This is a genomic window from Flavicella sediminum (genome assembly GCF_006381105.1).
Taxonomy (GTDB): domain Bacteria; phylum Bacteroidota; class Bacteroidia; order Flavobacteriales; family Flavobacteriaceae; genus Flavicella; species Flavicella sediminum.
The window spans coordinates 97,681-116,769 of the sequence record NZ_VDET01000002.1 but is presented as its reverse complement, the minus strand read 5'-3'; the positions used below and the strand labels follow the sequence as shown (position 1 = coordinate 116,769).

Annotated in this window: 16 protein-coding genes and 5 tRNA genes; all 21 read left to right on the top strand. The window is 35.2% G+C overall.

All coding sequences use genetic code 11. From position 1 onward, the window contains the following. Positions 1–3: 3 nt before the first annotated feature. The 21 genes from FGM02_RS01420 (at position 4) to guaA (ending at position 18,991) form a co-directional block, all read left to right on the top strand. A complete protein-coding gene (locus FGM02_RS01420) occupies positions 4–840 on the top strand; it encodes a helix-hairpin-helix domain-containing protein (RefSeq protein WP_139956223.1) in 837 nt (278 codons plus the stop codon). Positions 841–895: 55 nt separating this feature from the next. Then, entirely contained in the window at positions 896–2,038 is a 1,143-nt protein-coding gene (locus tag FGM02_RS01415) for an acyl-CoA dehydrogenase family protein (RefSeq protein ID WP_139956221.1), read from the top strand. Positions 2,039–2,171: 133 nt separating this feature from the next. Then, positions 2,172–2,369 (top strand): 30S ribosomal protein S21, encoded by a 198-nt coding sequence (rpsU, locus tag FGM02_RS01410; RefSeq protein WP_139956219.1) that lies wholly within the window; start codon positions 2,172–2,174, stop codon positions 2,367–2,369. 93 nt (positions 2,370–2,462) lie between these two features. After that, entirely contained in the window at positions 2,463–3,347 is an 885-nt protein-coding gene (locus FGM02_RS01405; RefSeq protein ID WP_139956217.1) for a tyrosine-type recombinase/integrase, read from the top strand. 6 nt (positions 3,348–3,353) lie between these two features. Then, positions 3,354–3,659, top strand: coding sequence for a ribosome hibernation-promoting factor, HPF/YfiA family (gene hpf, locus FGM02_RS01400; RefSeq protein ID WP_139956215.1), 306 nt, complete (start codon positions 3,354–3,356; stop codon positions 3,657–3,659). A 98-nt stretch (positions 3,660–3,757) separates the two neighbouring features. Continuing rightward, positions 3,758–3,831, top strand: a tRNA-Thr gene (locus tag FGM02_RS01395). A gap of 90 nt (positions 3,832–3,921) precedes the next feature. Next, positions 3,922–4,002, top strand: a tRNA-Tyr gene (locus FGM02_RS01390). Between the two features lie 46 nt (positions 4,003–4,048). Beyond that, positions 4,049–4,121, top strand: a tRNA-Gly gene (locus tag FGM02_RS01385). 13 nt (positions 4,122–4,134) lie between these two features. Beyond that, positions 4,135–4,206: transfer RNA gene (locus tag FGM02_RS01380), tRNA-Thr, on the top strand. Between the two features lie 64 nt (positions 4,207–4,270). Continuing rightward, on the top strand, positions 4,271–5,455 hold the full coding sequence (gene tuf, locus FGM02_RS01375) for an elongation factor Tu (protein ID WP_139956213.1): 1,185 nt from the start codon (positions 4,271–4,273) through the stop codon (positions 5,453–5,455). A gap of 54 nt (positions 5,456–5,509) precedes the next feature. Continuing rightward, positions 5,510–5,582 (top strand) — tRNA-Trp (locus FGM02_RS01370). Positions 5,583–5,599: 17 nt separating this feature from the next. Next, a complete protein-coding gene (secE, locus tag FGM02_RS01365; RefSeq protein ID WP_139956211.1) occupies positions 5,600–5,791 on the top strand; it encodes a preprotein translocase subunit SecE in 192 nt (63 codons plus the stop codon). Positions 5,792–5,796: 5 nt separating this feature from the next. Then, complete coding sequence (nusG, locus tag FGM02_RS01360) at positions 5,797–6,348, top strand: transcription termination/antitermination protein NusG (RefSeq protein ID WP_139956209.1); 552 nt, start codon at positions 5,797–5,799, stop codon at positions 6,346–6,348. Between the two features lie 62 nt (positions 6,349–6,410). Further along, on the top strand, positions 6,411–6,848 hold the full coding sequence (rplK, locus tag FGM02_RS01355; protein ID WP_139956207.1) for a 50S ribosomal protein L11: 438 nt from the start codon (positions 6,411–6,413) through the stop codon (positions 6,846–6,848). Between the two features lie 9 nt (positions 6,849–6,857). Next, complete coding sequence (rplA, locus tag FGM02_RS01350; RefSeq protein WP_139956205.1) at positions 6,858–7,547, top strand: 50S ribosomal protein L1; 690 nt, start codon at positions 6,858–6,860, stop codon at positions 7,545–7,547. 23 nt (positions 7,548–7,570) lie between these two features. Then, complete coding sequence (gene rplJ, locus FGM02_RS01345) at positions 7,571–8,086, top strand: 50S ribosomal protein L10 (protein WP_139956203.1); 516 nt, start codon at positions 7,571–7,573, stop codon at positions 8,084–8,086. Between the two features lie 48 nt (positions 8,087–8,134). After that, entirely contained in the window at positions 8,135–8,509 is a 375-nt protein-coding gene (gene rplL, locus FGM02_RS01340; RefSeq protein ID WP_139956201.1) for a 50S ribosomal protein L7/L12, read from the top strand. Between the two features lie 127 nt (positions 8,510–8,636). Next, positions 8,637–12,452: a DNA-directed RNA polymerase subunit beta gene (rpoB, locus tag FGM02_RS01335; RefSeq protein ID WP_139956199.1), complete on the top strand. Its 3,816-nt coding sequence runs from the start codon at positions 8,637–8,639 to the stop codon at positions 12,450–12,452. Between the two features lie 99 nt (positions 12,453–12,551). Then, positions 12,552–16,826 carry a DNA-directed RNA polymerase subunit beta' gene (gene rpoC / locus FGM02_RS01330; protein WP_139956197.1) on the top strand — a complete coding sequence of 1,425 codons (4,275 nt, stop codon included), beginning with the start codon at positions 12,552–12,554 and terminating at the stop codon, positions 16,824–16,826. Between the two features lie 110 nt (positions 16,827–16,936). Then, complete coding sequence (locus FGM02_RS01325; protein WP_139956194.1) at positions 16,937–17,248, top strand: DUF3467 domain-containing protein; 312 nt, start codon at positions 16,937–16,939, stop codon at positions 17,246–17,248. A gap of 210 nt (positions 17,249–17,458) precedes the next feature. Further along, a complete protein-coding gene (gene guaA / locus FGM02_RS01320; protein ID WP_139956192.1) occupies positions 17,459–18,991 on the top strand; it encodes a glutamine-hydrolyzing GMP synthase in 1,533 nt (510 codons plus the stop codon). The last annotated feature ends 98 nt before the right edge of the window (positions 18,992–19,089 follow it).

The window sequence follows — 19,089 nt, the reverse complement described above, 5'->3', positions numbered from 1 at the left end:
AGTATGAATTCATTTAAATCTCATTTCAGGTATAACAAACGCCAAAGAAATGGGATTTTCTTTTTACTAGTATTGCTGTTAATTTTACAAGGGGTATATCTATTTGTAGACTTCTCTGGTGAAGAAAAGAAGGTTGTTCCAGACGACTTTATAAAGTTGCAAATGCAATTGGATTCGCTTGCCGAATTGAAGAATAAAGCTAAGAAAGTATTTTTGTTGAATCCGAATTATATGACTGATGAGTCTGGCTATGCATTGGGTTTAAATTTGGATGAAATTGATAGGTTGCTTGAGTTTCGAAAGACCGGAAATAAAATATATGACATTGAAGATTTTAGGAATGTAACAGGAGTTTCAGATAGTTTAGCGGCGGTTTTAAAAGAGAAATTGAAATATCCGAAGCGGAAAGAAATAAAAAGGAAGCTTAAAGTTAAGGTCATATCTAAAGATCTAAACAAAGCTTCGATTGAAGATTTTAAGAGTGTAAAAGGTGTAGGTAATGTTTTGGGTGAAAGAATTGTAAAATATAGAAGTCGCCTAAAAGGATTTACATACGGAAACCAATTGCAAGAAGTTTGGGGATTAAAACCGGAGGTGGTTGAACAAATTCTAAAGAAATTTAGCATTCAATCAAAACCATCAATCAAAAAAATAAATATCAATACAGCTAGTTTTAAGGAGGTATTGGCAACGCCCTATTTAGATTATAAAACAACTAAATTACTTTTTAATTATAAAAATTCTGTCGCTAAAATTCAAGACGTAAAAGAATTAAAAAAAATAGAAGGTTTTCCCGTGGAAAAATACGATAGAATAGTTTTATATTTGCAAGCTGAATAAATAGGTCGTATTTTTGTTTAATAAATAAGACAAAAAGATAAACAAAACATTCTTCATGAATTTCGAATATACAGAAACACAAATAATGATTGCAGCGTCTGTAAAAGATTTTGCAAAGACACATATCAAACCATACATCATGGAATGGGATGAAAAACAAATTTTTCCTGTTGATTTGTTTCGTCAAATTGGAGATATGGGTTTTATGGGGGTAATGGTACCTGAGGAATATGGAGGATCTGGCTTAGGCTATCATGAGTATGTTTTAATTTTAGAAGAAATATCTAAGGTTTGTGGTGCCATTGGTTTGTCTGTAGCGGCACATAATTCATTGTGTACAGGGCATATCATGCAGTTCGGTTCTGAAGAACAAAAAAGAAAATGGCTGCCAAAACTTGCTAGTGGCGAATTTATTGGTGCTTGGGGTTTGACAGAACACAATACAGGATCTGATGCGGGGGGTATGAGTACCACTGCGGTAAAAGATGGTGATTATTATGTGTTAAATGGCGCTAAAAATTTTATTACACATGCTATTAGTGGAGATGTAGCTGTTGTCATAGTTAGAACAGGTGAAAAAGGAGATTCACATGGAATGACGGCTTTTGTTGTTGAAAAAGGAACAAAAGGTTTTAGTTCAGGTAAAAAAGAAGATAAATTAGGGATGCGAGCTTCGGAAACAGCAGAGCTGATTTTTGATAATTGCAGAATTCATAAAGATCATGTTTTAGGAGAAGTCGGAGATGGATTTATTCAATCTATGAAAGTTCTTGATGGGGGGCGGATTTCTATTGCAGCCTTATCTCTAGGAATTGCAAAAGGAGCTTATGAAGCTGCTTTGAAGTATTCAAAAGAGCGAGTGCAATTTGGAAAACCTATCTCTTCATTTCAAGGAATTTCTTTTAAATTGGCAGATATGGCTACTGAAATTGAAGCTTCTGAGTTGCTGATTCATAAAGCGTCTGCTCTTAAAAACGCAAATAAACCCATGACAAAAATTGGAGCGATGGCAAAAATGTATGCTTCAGAATGTTGCGTGAGAACAGCCAATGAAGCGGTTCAGATACATGGTGGTTATGGTTATACAAAGGATTTTCCTGTTGAAAAATTTTATAGAGATTCTAAGCTGTGTACGATTGGAGAGGGGACAACAGAGATTCAAAAAGTGGTGATTTCAAGAAAAATATTAAAAGATTAGAAAAAGATGGTGCAATTAGAAATTAGTTGTACTTTTGCAATCCAAATTAGAAAACGAAACGAATAAAAATTGATTACTAATTTTTATTTTAAATCATATTTAAAGAGAGTACGATGAAGGGAGGTGATACACAATGTTAATTATACCTATTAAAGAAGGAGAAAATATCGATAGAGCGTTAAAACGTTTTAAGAGAAAATTCGATCGCACGAAAACGATGCGTCAATTACGTGAGCGTCAGCAGTTCAATAAACCGTCTGTTACAAACCGTAAGCAAAGAATAAAAGCGAAATATATCCAAAGATTAAGAACAAACGAAGAGTTGAGTTAATCGATCGCAAAGAAAACGAAGCCTGTTACTACTATAGTAACAGGCTTTTTTTGTTGTGATAATAACTGTAGATTTGTTTGCAAGCATAATTATATGGAATTAGATCAATTTATAGCCTATATCGAATTTGAAAAAAAATATTCAGCACATACAGTTGCTGCTTATAGAAAGGATATTTCAGTTTTTTTAGAATTCTGTATGCACGAGTTTGATACCGATAATTTAAATAGTTTGCGCTATCCATTGGTTAGAAGTTGGATTGTTAGTTTGGTAGAGGATGGTGTTTCGAATAGGACAGTGAATAGAAAAGTAAGTTCTTTAAATAGTTTTTTTAAATTTTTATTAAGGACGGAGCAAATTCGCATAAATCCCTTGGCGCAACACAAAGCACTGAAAGTAGCTAAAAGGGTACAGGTTCCTTTTTCAGAAAAAGAAATTGTAGAGGTACTTTCCATAGATCCTGAAGAAGAAGGTTTTATTGCCATGCGTAACAAATTAATTGTTGAAATGTTTTATTCCACAGGAATGAGGCGACAAGAATTAATAGACTTAAAAGAAGAAGCAGTTGATCTTTCTAATAATACGATAAAGGTTTTAGGAAAACGAAACAAAGAAAGGTATTTGCCTTTACTGAAATCTGTAAAGAAAACGCTAATTACTTATTTGTCTGAGCGTTCTAAGCTCAGCCCTACTGTTTCAAATATTTTTATTACAAATAAAGGAAATAAAATTTATGGAACCCTTGTGTATAGAATAATAAATCTATATTTTAGTAGGGTATCTACAAAGGTAAAGCGAAGCCCTCATGTTATTAGACATTCATTTGCAACACATTTGTTAAATGAAGGGGCCGATTTGAATTCGGTGAAGGAATTACTAGGGCATTCTAGTTTAGCCGCAACGCAAGTCTACACGCATACCAGTATAGATTATTTAAAGGAAGTGTATAACCAAGCTCACCCTAGGAGTAAAAAATAATAGTATATGAAAGTATTTGTACAGTCAGTGAATTTTAATTCAGACAAAAAGTTAGTAGATTTTGTTGAGAAGAAAGTAGAAGGACTAGAAAAGTATCACGATAAGATTATTGATGCTGAAGTGTTTTTGAAAGTTCAAAAAACAAGTGAAAAGGAGAATAAATTTACCGAATTAAAAATCAATATACCTGGAAGTGAATTGATCGTTAAGAAAGAAAATAAAACCTTTGAAGAAGGTATTTCAGCGGTTGTCGATTCTATGAAAAGACTGCTAAAGAAATCAAAAGAAAAAGAAAGAGAACTTCAGCACTAAAAAAAACGAAAAATAAACACAAAAAGTTTGTCGTAATAAAATAAACTTTATACATTTGCAGTCCGTTAGAAATAATGGACTGTTTTTTGTACAGCGATGCCGATGTAGCTCAGCTGGCTAGAGCAGCTGATTTGTAATCAGCAGGTCGTGGGTTCGAGTCCCTCCATCGGCTCTAAGTGTAAGTTTAACTTACGGTAATGTATAAAAGATAGATTGGGGTTTTTTGAATTGTAAAATTGAAAAACTTTGTTCTTTGAATAATGGTGAGATACTCAAGTGGCCAACGAGGGCAGACTGTAAATCTGCTGCGCAAGCTTCGAAGGTTCGAATCCTTCTCTCACCACAATTTTTTAGTAGAGATGCTAAAAAGGGAATTTGATAATTAGAATGCGAAAGTAGCTCAGTTGGTAGAGCGTCAGCCTTCCAAGCTGAATGTCGCCGGTTCGAACCCGGTCTTTCGCTCTAAATCAAATAGGCCGGTGTAGCTCAGAGGTAGAGCGTTTCCTTGGTAAGGAAGAGGTCACGGGTTCAATTCCCGTCATTGGCTCAAAGAAAAAATAAGCGTATAATAAAAATAAAGTATAATAAACTAAGAATTAAAATTAATAATCATGGCTAAAGGAACTTTTGACCGCTCGAAACCACATTTAAATATTGGTACTATTGGGCACGTAGATCACGGTAAAACTACATTAACTGCTGCAATTACTACTGTATTGGCAAAAGCTGGTTATTGTGATGTTAAAGATTTTGATCAAATCGATAATGCACCAGAAGAAAAAGAAAGAGGTATTACAATTAATACATCTCACGTAGAGTACGCTACTGCAAATCGTCATTACGCTCACGTTGACTGTCCAGGTCACGCGGATTACGTAAAGAACATGGTAACGGGTGCTGCTCAAATGGATGGTGCAATTTTAGTAGTTGCTGCAACTGATGGACCAATGCCTCAAACTAGAGAGCATATCTTATTAGGAAAACAAGTTGGAATTCCTAGAATTGTTGTATTCATGAACAAAGTAGATTTAGTTGATGATGAAGAGTTATTAGAATTAGTTGAGATGGAAGTAAGAGATTTACTTTCTTTCTATGACTATGATGGAGATAATGGGCCAGTTATTGCAGGTTCTGCATTAGGAGGATTGAATGATGATCCAACATGGGTTCCTAAAATTCTTGAATTAATGGAAGCTTGTGACGCATGGATCGAGGAGCCATTAAGAGAGGTAGATAAAGATTTCTTAATGCCTATCGAGGATGTATTCTCAATTACAGGTCGTGGTACAGTAGCAACTGGACGTATTGAAACTGGAATTGCTAACACTGGAGACGCTGTTGATATCATTGGAATGGGAGCTGAGAAATTAACTTCTACTATTACAGGTATTGAAATGTTCCGTCAAATCTTAGATAGAGGTGAGGCAGGAGATAACGCAGGTATCTTATTAAGAGGTATTGCTAAAGAAGATATCAAAAGAGGAATGGTAATCTGTAAGCCAGGTTCTGTAACTCCACATGCACACTTCAAAGCTGAGGTTTATGTATTGAAAAAAGAAGAGGGTGGACGTCATACTCCATTCCATAACAACTACCGTCCACAGTTTTACGTACGTACAACTGATGTAACAGGAACTATTAATTTACCTGAAGGAGTTGATATGGTAATGCCAGGAGATAACTTGACAATTACTGTAGATTTACACCAACCAATTGCAATGAATGTTGGTTTACGTTTCGCAATCCGTGAGGGTGGTAGAACTGTAGGTGCAGGTCAGGTAACTGAAATCTTGTAGTACATTACAATAAATATAATACGAGGTGTTTCACTTTAGTGGCACCTCGTTTTTACGGGCGTAGCTCAGTTGGTAGAGCACTGGTCTCCAAAACCAGGTGTCGTGAGTTCGAGTCTCTCCGCCCGTGCATAAAAAAATAAAAAAATGAGTGTTATAAAATATATCCAAGAATCATTTGAAGAGTTAAATACCAACATGACTTGGTTGCCGAAAGCAGAAGCACAAAAGTCAACAGTTGTTGTGGCTATCTTTACAATAATATTTGCATTAGCAGTATTTGCAGTAGATACTTTTTTTCAAAGCGGTTTGGATACGTTTTTCAACATTTTTAATTAATTGATATGGCTGATTCTGTTAAGAAGTGGTATGTAGTAAGAGCTATCGGTGGTCAAGAAAACAAGGTGAAATCTTATATAGAAACGGAAATTTCTAGATTAGGTTTGTCTGATTTTGTTGAGCAAGTTTTAGTCCCTACAGAAAAAGTTATACAAATACGTAACGGTAAGAAAGTAAATAAAGAACGTATTTATTTCCCAGGTTACATAATGGTTGAAGCAAATCTTGCTGGAGAAGTGCCTCACGTAATTAAATCGGTAACTGGTGTTATTGGTTTTTTAGGAGAAACGAAAGGTGGAGAACCTGTTCCTTTGAGAAAAAGCGAAATCAACCGCATGTTAGGTAAAGTTGATGAACTAGCTGTTCAAAATGACAATGTGGCAATACCATATGTTGTAGGTGAAACAGTAAAAGTTGTAGATGGACCTTTCAATGGATTCGATGGGGTGATCGAAAATGTAAATGAAGAAAAAAGAAAGCTTGAGGTAATGGTGAAGATTTTTGGAAGAAAAACACCATTGGAATTGAGCTATATGCAAGTTGATAAAATATCATAATTGTAAAATAAAAGAACTGTTACAGATGGCTTCCACTATATGTAAAGTAAATAAGTTTTAAAATGGCAAAAGAAGTAAGTAAAGTAGTAAAATTACAAGTTCGTGGAGGAGCGGCAAACCCGTCTCCACCAGTAGGTCCTGCTTTAGGTGCTGCCGGAGTTAACATTATGGAGTTCTGTAAGCAATTTAATGCTAGAACTCAAGACAAACAAGGGAAAGTCTTACCAGTAGCAATTACTGTGTATAAAGATAAGTCTTTTGATTTTGTGATCAAAACTCCTCCAGCAGCTGTTCAAATTTTAGAAGCAGCAAAAATTAAAAAAGGATCAGGAGAACCTAACCGTAAAAAAGTTGCAAGTATTACTTGGGACCAAGCAAAAGCTATTGCGGAAGACAAAATGCAAGATTTAAATGCATTTACAGTCGAGTCAGCTATGAGAATGATTGCAGGTACTGCACGTTCTATGGGAATTACAATGAAAGGAGACGCTCCACAATAAACTTAAGAAATGGCAAAATTAACAAAAAAGCAAAAAGAAGCTCAAGCTAAGATAGACCCTTCTAAAGTATATTCTTTGAATGAAGCGTCTGCATTGGTTAAAGAAATTACTACGGTAAACTTTGACGCATCTGTAGACTTAGCTGTTCGTTTAGGAGTAGATCCTAGAAAAGCAAATCAAATGGTACGTGGTGTTGTAACATTACCTCACGGAACAGGAAAAGACGTAAAAGTATTGGCGTTGGTTACTCCAGACAAAGAGGCTGAAGCAACTGAAGCAGGTGCAGACTACGTTGGATTAGATGAGTATTTACAAAAAATCAAGTCTGGATGGACAGATGTTGATGTAATTATTACAATGCCTTCTGTAATGGGGAAATTAGGACCATTAGGACGTGTATTAGGACCAAGAGGATTAATGCCTAACCCAAAAACAGGTACAGTTACTATGGATGTAGCTAAAGCTGTAAAAGAGGTGAAAGCAGGTAAGATTGATTTTAAAGTTGATAAAACAGGAATTGTTCATGCAGCTATCGGAAAAGTATCTTTTGATGCTGAGAAAATAGCAGAAAATGCAAACGAATTGATTCAAACGTTGATCAAATTAAAGCCAACAGCTGCAAAAGGAACGTATATCAAAAGTACTTACATGTCTAGTACTATGAGTGCTGGATTAGCTGTAGATATCAAATCAAATTAATCGGAAGTTAAAACTCAGAAATTATGACAAGAGAGGAAAAATCACAAGTAATCGTAGATTTAACTGCCCAATTAACTGATAATAGCATTATCTATGTAGCTGATATATCAGGTTTAAACGCAGAAGCAACTTCTAACTTAAGAAGAGCTTGTTTTAAAGCGAATGTTCAGTTGGCAGTAGTAAAGAATACATTGCTTGCTAAAGCAATGGAAAACTCTGATAAAGAGTTTGGAGAATTACCTACTATTTTAAAAGGAAATTCATCAATCTTATTATCTGAAACAGGAAATGCTCCTGCGAAGATTATCAAAGAGTTTAGAAAAAAATCTGACAAACCAGTTTTAAAGGGTGCTTATATTGAAGAGTCTATCTATTTAGGGGACGATCAATTAGACAACCTTGTAAATATCAAATCTAAAGAAGAACTTCTTGGAGAGATTATTGGATTGTTACAATCGCCTGCTAAAAATGTTATTTCAGCATTACAATCAGGAGGTCAAACACTTTCAGGTATCGTTAAAACGTTATCAGAGAGATAGAATAAGCGCACAAATAAATTATTATATTACACATTAAAAATTCACAAAATGGCAGAATTAAAAGATTTCGCAGAGCAGTTGGTTAACTTAACAGTAAAAGAAGTAAACGAATTAGCAGCAATATTAAAAGATGAGTATGGTATCGAGCCAGCTGCAGCAGCAGTAGCAGTAGCAGGACCAGCAGCAGGAGGAGCAGATGCAGCAGAAGAGCAAACTGAGTTTGACGTAATCTTAAAAGCAGCAGGTGGTTCTAAATTAGCAGTTGTAAAATTAGTTAAAGAATTAACTGGTTTAGGATTGAAAGAAGCTAAAGGTATCGTTGATAGTGCACCAGCACCAATCAAAGAAGGAATCTCTAAAGATGAGGCTGAAGGTCTTGTAAAATCTTTAGAAGAAGCTGGAGCTGAAGTAGAGCTTAAATAAGCACTTCAACCAACTATTAAATTAAGGTTTAGGTCTTAAGGATATCCTCCTTTAGACCTAAACCATTTTTTGCATATATATTTTATTCTTTATTTAATACAGAATTTTAACTAAAATTTTTTCTCCTTTGGCAACGAAAAATAGTACTGAAAGAATAAGCTTTGCATCGGCTAAACTGGCAATGGAATATCCAGACTTCTTGGATATCCAAATTAAATCTTTCCAAGATTTTTTCCAGTTAAAAACAAAAGCTGACGAGCGAGGTGATGAAGGTTTATACAAAACCTTTATGGACAATTTTCCAATTACAGATACAAGAAACAACTTTGTATTAGAATTTCTAGACTACTTTGTAGATCCACCTAGATATTCAATTCAAGAGTGTATCGAAAGAGGGTTAACACATAGTGTTCCTTTAAAAGCACGATTAAAATTATACTGTACCGATCCTGAACATGAGGATTTCGAAACAATTGTACAAGATGTTTATTTAGGAACAATTCCTTATATGACAAACTCTGGTACTTTCGTTATTAACGGTGCAGAAAGAGTTGTTGTGTCTCAATTACACCGTTCTCCTGGTGTATTTTTTGGACAATCATTCCACGCAAATGGAACCAAGTTATACTCTGCAAGAGTTATTCCTTTTAAAGGATCTTGGATAGAATTTGCAACTGATATCAATCAAGTAATGTATGCTTATATTGATAGAAAGAAAAAATTACCAGTTACTACTTTATTCCGTGCTATCGGATTTGAAAGAGATAAAGATATATTAGAAATTTTCGACCTTGCTGAGGAAGTAAAAGTTTCTAAAAGTGGTTTAAAGAAAATTTTAGGTCGCAAATTAGCGGCACGTGTTTTAAAAACATGGCATGAAGATTTCGTTGATGAAGATACTGGAGAAGTTGTCTCTATTGAAAGAAACGAAATTGTATTGGATCGTGATATTATTCTTGAAAAAGAACATATCGATGAAATTATCGATTCTGGTGCTAAGACTGTTTTATTGCACAAAGTTGAGAATGAAATGGCAGATTATGCAATCATTCACAATACTTTACAAAAAGATCCAACAAACTCTGAAAAAGAAGCTGTTGAACATATTTACCGTCAACTTCGTAATGCGGAACCGCCTGATGAGGAAACGGCTCGTGGAATTATTGACAAATTGTTCTTCTCAGAACAACGTTATAATTTAGGAGAAGTAGGACGTTATAGAATGAATAAAAAGTTACAACTGGATGAGTCTTTAGACGCGAAAGTTTTAACTAAAAATGATATCATTACCATCATCAAGTATTTGATCGAGTTGATTAACTCGAAAGCTGAAGTTGATGATATTGATCACTTGTCTAACCGTCGTGTAAGAACGGTAGGTGAGCAATTGGCTAGTCAGTTTGGCGTAGGTTTATCTAGAATGGCACGTACAATTCGTGAAAGAATGAATGTTCGTGACAATGAGGTATTTACACCTATTGACCTTATTAATGCAAAGACTTTGTCTTCTGTAATTAATTCGTTCTTTGGAACCAACCAATTGTCTCAATTTATGGATCAAACGAATCCATTAGCAGAGATTACTCATAAGCGTAGATTATCTGCCTTAGGACCTGGTGGACTTTCAAGAGAAAGAGCAGGATTTGAGGTTCGTGATGTACATTATACACATTACGGTCGTTTATGTCCGATTGAAACACCAGAGGGACCAAATATTGGTTTGATCTCTTCTTTAGCAGTATATGCAAAAGTAAACCACTTAGGTTTTATTGAAACTGCTTATAGAAAAGTAACTAATGGTATTGTAAATCAAGAAGAAGCACCTATTTATTTAAGTGCGGAAGAAGAGGAAGGCCACAAGTTTGCCCAATCTAACTTAAAGTTGAATCCTGATGGTAGTTTTGTTCAAGACAAAATTATTGCTAGAGAAGAGGCTGATTATCCGGTAATTGATCCAACAGCATTGAGCTATATGGATGTATCTCCAAATCAGATTGCTTCGATTTCAGCTTCTTTAATTCCTTTCTTGGAACATGATGATGCCAACCGTGCTTTGATGGGATCAAATATGATGCGTCAAGCGGTACCATTATTACGTCCAGAAGCTCCTATTGTAGGAACTGGATTGGAAAGAAGAGTTGCAAAAGATTCTCGTATTTTAATTAATGCAGAAGGTTCAGGAGTCGTTCAGTATGTTGATGCTAATAAAATTACCATCAAATATGACAGAACTGAAGAAGAACGTTTGGTTAGTTTTGATGTAGATGAGAAATCTTACAACTTAATTAAATTTAGAAAAACCAATCAAGGAACAAATATCAACTTGAAACCTATTGTAAAGCAAGGGGATAGAGTTGAAGAAGGACAAGTTCTTTGTGAAGGATATGCTACTCAAAAAGGTGAATTGGCCTTAGGTAGAAATATGAAAGTAGCCTTTATGCCTTGGAAAGGGTATAACTTTGAGGATGCGATTGTAATTTCTGAAAGAGTAGTTAGAGAAGATATTTTTACATCTATTCATATTGATGAATATTCATTAGACGTTAGAGATACGAAATTAGGAAACGAAGAGTTGACAAATGATATCCCTAATGTTTCAGAAGAAGCTACAAAAGATTTAGATGAAAACGGAATGATTCGTGTAGGTGCAGAGGTAAAACCTGGAGATATTCTTATTGGTAAAATTACACCAAAAGGAGAATCTGATCCTACGCCGGAAGAAAAATTATTGCGTGCTATTTTTGGCGATAAAGCTGGTGATGTAAAAGATGCATCTTTAAAAGCTTCTCCATCATTAAGAGGTGTTGTAATTGATAAAAAATTATTCCAAAGAGCTGTAAAAGATAAATCTAAAAGAACTCGTGATAAAGAAGAAATTGCGAAACTTGAGAATGATTTTGCAGTGAAGTTTGAAAGTTTAAAAGATGAATTGATTGAAAAATTATTCAACTTAGTAACAGGAAAAACTTCTCAAGGTGTTCAAAATGATCTTGGTGAAGATGTATTCCCTAAAGGAAAAAAATTCACCTTAAAAATGTTAAACTCAGTTAATGATTATACACATTTAACAAAAGGATCTTGGACAACGGATGATGATTTAAATATTTTGATTGGTGAATTAATTCACAACTATAAAATCAAAGTAAGTGATTTACAAGGTGCATTAAGACGTAACAAGTTTACGATTACTGTTGGAGATGAATTGCCTGCAGGTATTTTGAAATTGGCTAAAATTTATGTTGCTAAAAAACGTAAGTTGAAAGTTGGTGATAAAATGGCGGGACGTCACGGAAACAAGGGTATTGTTGCACGTATTGTAAGAGCTGAAGATATGCCATTCTTAGAAGATGGAACACCAGTAGATATTGTATTGAATCCACTAGGGGTACCTTCTCGTATGAATATTGGTCAGATTTATGAAACTGTATTAGGATGGGCTGGTCAAAAACTAGGTCAAACTTATGCAACACCTATCTTTGATGGTGCTTCATTGGATCAAATCAATGCTTTAACAGACGAGGCAGGTGTACCAAGATTTGGACATACTTACTTATATGATGGTGGAACAGGAATGCGTTTTGATCAACCAGCAACAGTGGGAATCATTTATATGATTAAGCTAGGGCATATGATTGAAGATAAAATGCATGCACGTTCTATTGGACCATACTCATTGATTACGCAACAACCACTTGGAGGTAAAGCTCAGTTTGGTGGTCAACGTTTCGGAGAAATGGAGGTATGGGCATTAGAGGCCTATGGTGCTTCTAGTATCCTAAGAGAAATCTTAACTGTAAAATCTGATGATGTAATGGGAAGAGCGAAAACTTACGAGGCAATCGTTAAGGGAGAGCAAATGCCGGAACCAGGTTTACCAGAATCATTCAACGTATTAATGCACGAACTGAAAGGTTTAGGATTAGACGTAAGATTAGAAGACTAAAGTTTAAAGGCGAAGTATTTCGGTACTTCGCCATTTTACAAGCTTAGTTGAAATAGGCATATTAAAAATTTACATTTAAATTCGAATCCATTATATACCATGGCAAGAAAAGAAGATAAATACACTGTTAAGAAATTCAGTAAAATTTCTATCGGTTTAGCCTCTCCAGAATCTATCTTAGATATTTCTAAAGGAGAAGTGTTAAAACCAGAAACAATTAATTACCGTACGCATAAACCAGAAAGAGATGGTTTGTTTTGTGAGCGTATTTTTGGTCCTATCAAGGATTTTGAATGTGCTTGTGGAAAATACAAAAGAATCCGTTATAAAGGAATCGTTTGTGACCGTTGTGGTGTTGAAGTAACGGAGAAAAAAGTACGTAGAGATCGAGTTGGACATATCAATTTGGTAGTGCCAATTGCGCATATCTGGTACTTTAGATCATTGCCTAATAAAATGGGATACCTTTTAGGTTTGCCATCTAAAAAATTAGACATGATTATTTATTACGAACGTTATGTCGTAATTCAGCCGGGTATTGCTTCTAATTTAGATGGTACTCCATTGTCTAAAATGGACTTCTTAACGGAAGAAGAGTACTTAGATATTTTAGAAACGATTCCTCAAGAAAATCGTTATTTAGAAGATTCAGACCCTAACAAATTCATCGCTAAGATGGGTGCTGAGTGTTTGATTGATTTATTAGACCGTATTGATTTAGATTCATTGTCTTATGAATTACGTCATAAAGCTAATACAGAAACTTCTAAGCAACGTAAAACAGAAGCCTTAAAACGTTTGAATGTTGTTGAAGCGTTCAGAGATTCTACAAAAAATAGAGAGAACAGTCCTGCTTGGATGATTTTAAAAGCAATTCCAGTGATACCACCAGAATTGCGTCCATTGGTGCCATTAGATGGTGGTCGTTTTGCGACTTCAGATTTAAATGATTTGTACCGTAGAGTAATTATCCGTAACAATCGTTTGAAACGATTGATGGAAATTCAAGCTCCTGAAGTTATTTTACGTAATGAAAAACGTATGTTACAAGAATCTGTAGATTCATTGTTTGACAATACACGTAAAGCTTCAGCAGTAAAAACTGAATCTAATAGACCTTTGAAATCTTTATCAGATTCATTAAAAGGGAAGCAAGGTCGTTTCCGTCAAAACTTATTGGGGAAACGTGTTGATTATTCTGCACGTTCTGTAATTGTTGTTGGACCAGAAATGAAATTGTCAGAATGTGGATTGCCAAAAGAAATGGCAGCAGAATTGTACAAACCTTTTATCATTCGTAAGTTGATTGAAAGAGGAATTGTTAAGACTGTAAAATCTGCAAAGAAAATTATAGATAAAAAAGAGCCAGTTGTTTGGGATATTTTGGAGAATGTTTTAAAAGGACATCCTGTATTGCTAAACCGTGCACCTACGTTGCACCGTTTGGGAATCCAAGCTTTCCAACCTAAATTAATTGAAGGTAAAGCAATTCAATTGCACCCATTAGCTTGTGCGGCCTTTAATGCCGATTTTGATGGGGATCAAATGGCGGTTCACTTGCCATTAGGACCTGAAGCTATTTTAGAAGCTCAGATGTTATTATTAGCATCACACAATATTTTGAATCCAGCCAATGGTGCGCCAGTAACAGTTCCTTCTCAGGATATGGTACTTGGATTGTACTATATGACGAAAGAAAGAATTTCAACTCCTGAAGTGCCAATTAAAGGTGAAGGATTGACATTCTATTCTCCAGAAGAAGTAAATATTGCTTACAATGAAGAGGCGGTAGATTTGAATGCTGGAATTAAAGTAAGAACACAAGATATTGACGAAAATGGAGAACAAGTAACTAGAATAATCAAAACTACTGTAGGTAGAGTATTGATTAATGAAGTTGTTCCTGCCAAAGCTGGATATATCAATGAAGTATTGACTAAGAAAAACTTGAGAGATATTATTGGTGCTATTTTAAAAGCAACAGATATTCCTACAACAGGTAAATTCTTGGATGATATTAAAACAATGGGATTCATGTTTGCATTCCGTGGTGGTTTGTCATTTAGTTTAGGAGATATCATTATACCTGCTGAAAAGCAAGGAATGATTGATGCTGCAAATGCTGAAGTTGACATCATCATGTCTAACTACAACATGGGTATGTTAACAAACAAAGAGCGTTACAACCAGGTTATTGATATTTGGGGATCAACAAACAACCGTTTGACAGAATTGTCTATGAAACGTTTGCGTGAAGATCAACAAGGATTTAACTCAGTATATATGATGCTTGATTCTGGAGCGCGTGGATCGAAAGAGCAAATTCGTCAGTTAACAGGTATGCGTGGATTGATGGCGAAGCCTAAGAAGTCTACTGCATCTGGAGGGGAAATTATTGAAAATCCAATTCTTTCGAACTTTAAGGAAGGTTTATCAATTTTGGAATACTTTATCTCTACACACGGTGCACGTAAAGGACTTGCAGATACGGCTTTGAAAACGGCCGATGCAGGATACCTAACACGTCGTTTGGTAGATGTTGCACAAGATGTAATTGTTAATGAAGAAGACTGTGGAACTTTAAGAGGTTTAGAAGTTGCTCCATTGAAAAAGAACGATGAGATTGTTGAATCTTTAGAGGAAAGAATCGTTGGTCGTTTTACATTGCATGATGTATACCATCCATTAACGAAAGAAGTTCTTTTAGGAGCTTCACAGTTAATTACAGATGAATTAGCAAAAATAATTCAAGATGCTGGTGTAGATACAGTTGAAGTACGTTCTCCATTAACATGTGAGGCTACAAGAGGAATTTGTGCTAGTTGTTATGGTCAGAGTTTATCAACTCGTACCATGGTACAAAGAGGTGAATCTGTTGGTGTTATTGCAGCACAGTCAATTGGAGAGCCTGGTACACAGTTAACATTAAGAACATTCCACGTTGGTGGGGTAGCGGGTAATATTTCTGAAGATAACAAATTGATCGCTAAGTTTGGTGGTAAAGTTGAAATTGAAGATTTAAATACTGTTGAAGGAGAAGATGCTCAAGGAAACAAAGTTGATATCGTAATTTCTAGAACTTCTGAAATTAAAGTTATTGATGAAGTAACTGGATTGGTATTAAGTACAAACAACATTCCTTATGGTTCTCATGTCTTTATTAAAGGAAAGAAGAAAATTAAAAAAGGAGAAGTAGTTTGTCAATGGGATGCCTTTAATGGTACCATCGTTTCTGAATTTGCAGGTAAGATTGTTTTTGACAATGTTCAAAAAGGAATCAACTTTGCTGTAGAAATTGATGAGCAAACAGGATTCCAAGAGAAAGTAATTACAGAATCTAAGAATAAGAAAATTATTCCTGCATTGATTATTGAAGGAAAAGATGGAGAAGCTTTACGTTCGTACAGTTTACCATTAGGATCTCACTTAATGATTGATGATGGTGAAGAAATAGAATCAGGTAAAGTCTTAGTTAAGATTCCACGTAAGTCGGGTAAAGCAGGGGATATTACAGGAGGTTTGCCACGTGTAACAGAATTGTTTGAAGCACGTAACCCTTCTAATCCAGCTGTTGTAGCTGAAACGGATGGTGTTGTTTCTTTTGGTAAAATTAAACGTGGTAACCGTGAAATTATCGTTGAGTCTAAATTAGGAGATATTAAAAAGTATTTAGTAAAACTTTCTAATCAAATCTTAGTTCAAGAAAACGATTTTATCAAAGCAGGTATGCCATTGTCTGATGGAGCTGTTACACCAAACGATATCTTAAAAATTCAAGGACCATCTAAAGTACAAGAGTACTTGGTCAATGAAATTCAAGAGGTATACCGTTTACAAGGGGTAAGAATTAATGACAAGCATTTTGAGGTTGTTGTTCGTCAAATGATGCGTAAAGTTAGAATTATGGACTCTGGAGATACTTTATTCTTAGAGAATGCATTGGTTCATAAAAATGACTTTATTGAGCAAAATGACGCAATTTACGGTATGAAAGTAGTTGAAGAGGTTGGAGGTTCTGATGAATTGAAATCTGGTCAAATTATTACAGCTCGTAAATTAAGAGATGAGAACTCATTGTTGCGCAGAGAAGATAAAGAACTTGTTACTGCAAGAGATGCTAGACCAGCAACGGCTGAGCAAATTTTACAAGGTATTACAAGAGCTTCACTTCAAACGAAGTCATTTATTTCGGCTGCATCGTTCCAGGAAACTACAAAAGTATTAAATGAAGCTGCGGTAAGCGGTAAAGTTGATACTCTTGAAGGATTGAAAGAAAATGTAATTGTTGGTAAGAGAATTCCAGCAGGTACAGGAATGAGAAGTTACAACAATATTATTGTTGGACCGAAAGAGGAGATAGAAGAAAACTTGTAAAAGTTTGGTTCTTAAAACGAAAGTTTAAAGACGATATTTAATAGGAAGATTGGTTCACAAATTTTGTGAACCAATCTTTTTTTTTGCTACAAATTATTTATATTTATCGAATGAACGAAGAACAAAATAAAGATGGTCAATTGAATATAGAATTGGATGAGACCATTGCCGAAGGAACCTATTCCAATTTAGCGATAATCAATCATTCTGTATCAGAATTTATTGTTGATTTTATTAATGTGATGCCAGGAACACCTAAGGCAAAAGTAAAATCGAGAATTATTTTAACACCAGAGCATGCCAAGCGATTGGCCAAAGCATTGGCGGATAACGTTAAGCGTTTTGAAAATGCCAATGGGAAAATAAATGAACCTGAAAACCCACCAATTCCAATGAATTTTGGACCTACGGGACAAGCATAATATATAAAAGAGGTGAATTAAAAGTTTGTCTCTTTTTTTTTGCGTTAAGGATTGCAGCGGTATCCTTTTTTGCTTGGTTGACTGAGCTTGTTGAGGTGTGCCAAGCTGAAAAGATTTAGCGGAAAGCCTGACCTTTAGGGAACGCCCAAATTTCTATTAAAAAATTAAATATTAGGCGCTAGGTTTCTAAATTAAGTTTTATTTTTGCGCATGCAACAAAAAGTACTTATTCTAGATTTCGGATCGCAATTCACGCAACTTATTGCACGTAGAGTTAGAGAACTCAACATCTATTGCGAAATACACCCTTACAACAGCTTAAAAGTTGATGTAGATGATTATAAAGCGGTAATTCTTTCGGGAAGTCCTCATTCAGTGAGAGGCGAAGATGCTCCAAAACCAGACTTGTCTAAAATTAAAGGGAAAAAACCTTTGTTAGGCGTTTGTTATGGTGCACAATACTTAGCGCACTTTTTTGGTGGAAAAGTAGGAGCCTCAAAAACACGTGAATATGGACGTGCAAATTTATCTTTTGTAGATCATGCCAGTCATTTATTTGATGGGATTGAAAAAGATAGTCAAGTTTGGATGAGTCATTCTGATACGATTTTAAGTCTGCCTGAGAACTATACAAAAATTGCAAGTACACATGATGTAGAAAATGCAGCGTATAGAATTGAAGGAGAAGAGACGTATGCAATTCAATTTCATCCTGAAGTTTACCATTCGACGGATGGTTTGACTTTGTTGAAAAACTTTTTGGTGAATATTGCAGATGTAGCGCAAGATTGGACACCTGATAGTTTTGTAGAGACTACAGTGGCGGCTTTGAAAGCGAAAGTAGGTAATGATAAAGTTGTTTTAGGATTGTCTGGTGGAGTAGATTCTACTGTGGCTGCTGTTTTATTAGACAAAGCCATAGGGAAAAATTTACATTGTATTTTTGTAAACAACGGACTTTTACGTAAAAACGAATTTGAGAGCGTATTGAAACAATACGAAGGAATGGGATTGAACGTAAAAGGAGTAGATGCTTCTGACAGGTTTTTAACGGCTTTGGCAGGAGAAGCGGACCCAGAAAAGAAAAGAAAAATTATTGGTGGTTGTTTTATTGATGTGTTTGATGACGAATCTCACAAACTTACAGATGTAAAATGGTTGGCGCAAGGAACAATATATCCTGATGTAATTGAATCAGTATCTGCTAATGGAGGTCCATCAGCAACTATTAAATCGCACCACAATGTGGGGGGATTACCTGATTTTATGAAATTAAAAATTGTGGAGCCTTTGCGCATGATTTTTAAAGATGAAGTACGTAGAGTTGGAAAATCTATGGGAATTGATCCTGAATTGTTAGGAAGACATCCTTTTCCTGGACCGGGAATGGGGATTCGTATTTTAGGAGATATTACCGCAGAAAAAGTAAGAATATTACAAGAAGTTGACGCTGTTTTTATTAATGGTTTGAAAGCTTGGGGATTGTATGATAAAGTTTGGCAAGCTGGAGCTATGTTGTTACCTGTAAATTCTGTTGGAGTAATGGGTGACGAAAGAACCTATGAAAAAGTGGTTGCTTTAAGAGCGGTTGAGTCTACGGATGGAATGACGGCTGATTGGGTAGATTTGCCATATAAATTCTTGCAAGAAACATCAAATAAAATTATAAACAACGTAAAAGGTGTTAACCGCGTTGTTTATGATATCAGTTCAAAACCACCTGCAACAATTGAGTGGGAATAATCACTTTAGAAAGTGGTACAATTTTGGTAATTGAATAGAATAACCATTCCTATAGAAACCTTTTGTTTTTATTAGAATGGTTATTGTGTGTAAAATAA